This window comes from Marinococcus sp. LNHM5E3-2.1 (genome assembly GCF_056034365.1).
Window position 1 is genome coordinate 1 of the sequence record NZ_JBQLIB010000027.1, and the last position, 4,050, is coordinate 4,050.

The window sequence follows — 4,050 nt, forward strand, 5'->3', positions numbered from 1 at the left end:
GAAGTGTCCGCCCCGCTTCTCCAACAGTTCGAACTCATTTGCCGTTATATCGGCCTCCACTACGAGGGGGCCATCATTGGTCAGGGCAGCCGGCCCAAAGAGGTGTTAAACGACGTTAGGGCTTTACACCAGGCGGATGAGCTCCAACAGAAATTCAAGAAGCTCCTTTCTCGCGAATAAAAACGAAAGAGCAAACCAATGTTAAACCAGGAAAGCCCTCTGGCCCCTAGACAAAAAAAGCGACAAGGCATAAAAAAAGGAAGCAAACACCCTCATGGAAAGAGGCGTTTTTGCTTCCTTTTTATTTGGGAACTGCTGATAATCGCGATTATGTTAAGTAGATATCTGGATTAGCTTGATTTCTCATTGTCATTTGAGGGTTCATCTAAATTAAAGAAAAATTCCACAAAATTTCTTCCAAATTTCAAAAAACGAAAACCAGCCTGCCGACAGTTAAAGCGTCGGCAGGCTGGCTTGATGAATCAGAAGCAAAGATACCCAACCACCGGGGAAGGAATAGCGCCAAGCAAAAGTTCTTAAAGAAAATGAGGAATTTTTTAACAAAAGATGATGCCCTTTTGATAGAAATGAGCAAATATTAATAGAAATTGATATCTCATTAATAGAGAAGAAAACCTCCCATGTAGTATGGTAGAAAAAATCCTTGATAGAGAAGGTAAGGGGGCCCTCCTCATGATAACGAAAGCACATCCCCGGTTTCACTTGTTCTATGAACAGGAACTGAAAAAATTGGAACGGGCGGAGAATGACGAATTGGTGGAGCTGTTTATGGCTCAGAATCGGTTTTTTGATCGTATCTTTCGAAGCCAGAAACGCGAAGCGAAACAGGAACTGGGCACGATCTATCGAATTATTTCGTTGGAACCGGATGCCTATAAACGCCTCCAGATTCTAAAGAAGTATTATTTCTTTTTGGTTGGAGGATTCACGGACCGTCATGCCCAGGCTTTTTCCTATGACCGGCATACGTTGGCGGCATCGGTCGCTTTAATCAATGTGCTGGACGAATGGGAGCGGGACGAGGATTTTTATGAAGGCATAGATGTATTGGTGAATGTGATGCTCGAGCTGGTGTGGAACCAGGACATTCCTATCTACCACCACCCTCTTATTTCCAAATTTATTTCCCTGGTGGAACAGCACCTGTCGAAAAAACTGCCCATGGCTTATCTCACCGATCAACTGCAGGTGTCCCGGAGTCATTTGTCCCGACTGGTCAATGAAGAACTGGGCATGTCGATTCCCAATTACGTGAATTACAAACGGGTCCAGCACGCCGCGTTGCTGCTGCAAACCACCAACGATTCGGCCAAAACGATTGCGCGGCAGCTCCAATTCTCGAGTCCCAGCTATTTTGGGATGTGCTTTAAGACCATTTACGGATACACGCCGAGACAGTACCGGGCGATGGCGACCCGGCGCTAATCACCAACATCCATGAAAAGAAGGAGATGCCATGGTTATTTCCCTGCAAAAGTATAAAATTCAACGAGCGATTCGCTACCTCTCTGCTCAACTGCATCAGGATGTCCTGCAAGCATTGATGTACCAGGACCGAGTGTATCTGACAACACTGCCGGAGCAGAAACCTCTGGTAGAATCTCATCTACAGATCCTTCAAGATGAAGGCGCTGCTTATTTCTGGGAAGTGACAGACCACTCCGGGAGGAATGCGGAGGAGGAAACCCTGTATGTCGGAGCGGCGTCCGACGAGTTTCACCAGGAACTGGCTCCGGCCCTTCAGACCGAAGATCACCGACCGAGGAAGCGAATGAAAGGAGGCCGGACGAATGCGGACGCAAAGCGTTAAACAGGCGGTGATCTTCTGCCTGGTTTCGGATGGGGATGCATTACCTCTGTCGACACTCAAGAGACAAGTCATGGAAATGCTGCCGTTTCCCGTCCATGCGAAAGAAATCAGCGATTCCGTCTGGCAATTGAGGCAAAGCAACGCGGTGAAACAAGAAACGTCTTCGTCCGGTTCCTTGGTCATCAAGCTCCACCAGGAGCGTCCCCCGACCCATCAGTGAGCACCAACCACGTTGGCACCTTTGAGCGGTCCCCTCGGGCAAACCGTTAGCCCGCGGATAGTATCAGGGTGGCCTTTCTTGGTGGGAAGAAGGAAGGTGCGTTGGGCGCCAGCCAACGTAAGAAACAGCAAACATGGCCCAAAGGAGTACATAAGACATGAAAAAGGGATTACTGATGCTCGCGACCACGCCAACCTGGCTGGCAGGCGCTTGCAGCGAAGAACCACCATCGGATCCGCCGGATCTTTCTACCAGTCCGGTGACAGCGGACACCGTGGACAAAGAAGTCACGGCACTTGCCAGGAACAACAGCTTCCACATGGAGGACTTGGGCAAAGTGGAAGTACTAAAGACCGGCACGGGCCAGCAGGAAACCGTGGGCCCTCTCCATATGAATATTGGCCGGGTGAGTGTGATCAAGGTCACCCCGGAGGAAGATATACGGAACGAATATCTGGATGCCTCGCGTCCATCGATGACAGCGGTGGTGGTGGATATGATCAGCATGAATAAAGGAGAAGTAGCTGTGTCGGTTACCCCCGGAAGAGATGACGATCACGGAGGCCGACGAACAGATCTCCCCAGATGAGAGGTGGAGCACGTGGCCCGGCGGGGACATTTTGGTAGGGGAGACGAGGGGTGGAGCGATCTGGTACCCGGTCGAAGAAGTTCCGATCAAACTCACCTACACGGTCCGCCTGGGGATAGATGCTGAGCGCGAGGAAGCCTTGCCGAAAGAACAGACCTACGTTTTTGATCTTCAGGAAGCAGAACCAGGAGATGTTACCCCGGAAACCCTGGGAGGGGCGTGGCGGCAAGCGAACGTCCAACGACCGGAATAATAGGAGGGCGGTCTTTGGTTATCATCAAGAGAAAGTATGGCCGTCTAACCGATGAGGATAGGCGAGAACAAGTCTCAGAAAATTTGAACACGTATCATCGAGATAGGTTCAATAAGTATCATTCAAACGGAGGGGCTATCCTTCCTCATGGAGTGAACGTGATCAATTATACGAAACCGATAAAGTTTTCATGACCATGAGATATAATGAAATCAAAAGGGAATCCCCGAAGTAAGGGGACATTTGGATTGAAACGACGGTAACGTTGCGATTAGATGATATGTCTTTTTTTTCTAGTGATATTTAATAAGGGAACGGCTATTTCTCGGAGGCCGTATTGCCATCAAGAAAGGAGAACCCAATGGACAAACTTTCCCTGATTTCTCAAATCAGTTTATTTGAAGAATTAACAAAGGAAGAACTGCGCACGATTGATCAAATGAGTGAAATGCGTCCGATTCAAAAGGGGGCCATTATTGTGTCGCCGGAACGACCGATCCCGGCGCTTTTTTTATTGAAACAGGGCCAGGTTCGGTTGTATCGAATGAATCATGAAGGCAAACAATTCACGGTTGATATTTTAACTAGCGGTAATATCTTTGGGGAAACAAGCTCGATCGCTTTAACAGACGAAAACGTGTACGCCGAAGCCATGATAGATACGTATGTGTGCATCATTAATGTGGAAGAGTTTGAATCGTTCATTGAGCGGCATCCGAAGATCGCTTTAAAGCTGATCAATATTTTATCCAATCGGCTGAAGGAAACGTATTCCATGAGTGAAAAGATCGCGTTATCCGATGTCCGGTACCGGATTTTATTTCTCCTGTTAAAGTTGAGTGAAAAAGAAGGCAAGCGGTACCATGAATGGCAGTCTATTGAGATGAAATTAACGCATGCCGATATTGCGAACATGATTGGCTCGACAAGGGAAACCACAAGCGCGGTCTTAAGCACCTTAAAAAAAGAAGAAGTGATCAAACAGGAAGGCGTTATCTCGGTGAATGCCGACAAAGCGTACAAGATTTTAAACGAAATATAAAAAACAGAGAGGGGGATTGAGATATCTCAATCCCCCTCTCAGGCTGTCGAGAAAGTCTCCTTTCTCGACAGTTTTTTTGTAGGCAAGCGCCCCGAAGGGTCGTATACTAAAAAGA

General features: G+C 47.9%; 6 protein-coding genes and 1 pseudogene. All 7 read left to right on the top strand.

Features of this window, described 5'->3' with window-relative positions:
* Positions 1 to 180, top strand: a pseudogene (locus tag ACTRXH_RS15905) (hypothetical protein); the annotation flags it as partial.
* Between the two features lie 513 nt (positions 181 to 693).
* Positions 694 to 1,446, top strand: a complete 753-nt coding sequence (locus tag ACTRXH_RS15910; protein WP_474279483.1) for a helix-turn-helix domain-containing protein — start codon at positions 694 to 696, stop codon at positions 1,444 to 1,446.
* 31 nt (positions 1,447 to 1,477) lie between these two features.
* On the top strand, positions 1,478 to 1,831 hold the full coding sequence (locus tag ACTRXH_RS15915) for a hypothetical protein (RefSeq protein ID WP_474279485.1): 354 nt from the start codon (positions 1,478 to 1,480) through the stop codon (positions 1,829 to 1,831).
* Positions 1,812 to 2,051, top strand: a complete 240-nt coding sequence (locus ACTRXH_RS15920; protein ID WP_474279487.1) for a hypothetical protein — start codon at positions 1,812 to 1,814, stop codon at positions 2,049 to 2,051. Before ACTRXH_RS15915 ends, ACTRXH_RS15920 begins: the two co-directional genes overlap by 20 nt.
* Positions 2,052 to 2,208: 157 nt before the next feature.
* On the top strand, positions 2,209 to 2,640 hold the full coding sequence (locus ACTRXH_RS15925) for a hypothetical protein (RefSeq protein WP_474279489.1): 432 nt from the start codon (positions 2,209 to 2,211) through the stop codon (positions 2,638 to 2,640).
* A gap of 31 nt (positions 2,641 to 2,671) precedes the next feature.
* Positions 2,672 to 2,893, top strand: coding sequence for a hypothetical protein (locus tag ACTRXH_RS15930; RefSeq protein WP_474279491.1), 222 nt, complete (start codon positions 2,672 to 2,674; stop codon positions 2,891 to 2,893).
* A 361-nt stretch (positions 2,894 to 3,254) separates the two neighbouring features.
* Positions 3,255 to 3,935, top strand: coding sequence for a Crp/Fnr family transcriptional regulator (locus tag ACTRXH_RS15935; RefSeq protein WP_474279493.1), 681 nt, complete (start codon positions 3,255 to 3,257; stop codon positions 3,933 to 3,935).
* The last annotated feature ends 115 nt before the right edge of the window (positions 3,936 to 4,050 follow it).

Excerpts from the sequence above, each read along its gene's own strand:
- ACTRXH_RS15910 (WP_474279483.1), top strand. The coding sequence starts at position 694 with ATGATAACGAAAGCACATCCCCGGTTTCACTTGTTCTATGAACAGGAA.
- ACTRXH_RS15915 (WP_474279485.1), top strand. The coding sequence starts at position 1,478 with ATGGTTATTTCCCTGCAAAAGTATAAAATTCAACGAGCGATTCGCTAC.
- ACTRXH_RS15920 (WP_474279487.1), top strand. The coding sequence starts at position 1,812 with ATGCGGACGCAAAGCGTTAAACAGGCGGTGATCTTCTGCCTGGTTTCG.
- ACTRXH_RS15925 (WP_474279489.1), top strand. The coding sequence starts at position 2,209 with ATGAAAAAGGGATTACTGATGCTCGCGACCACGCCAACCTGGCTGGCA.
- ACTRXH_RS15935 (WP_474279493.1), top strand. The coding sequence starts at position 3,255 with ATGGACAAACTTTCCCTGATTTCTCAAATCAGTTTATTTGAAGAATTA.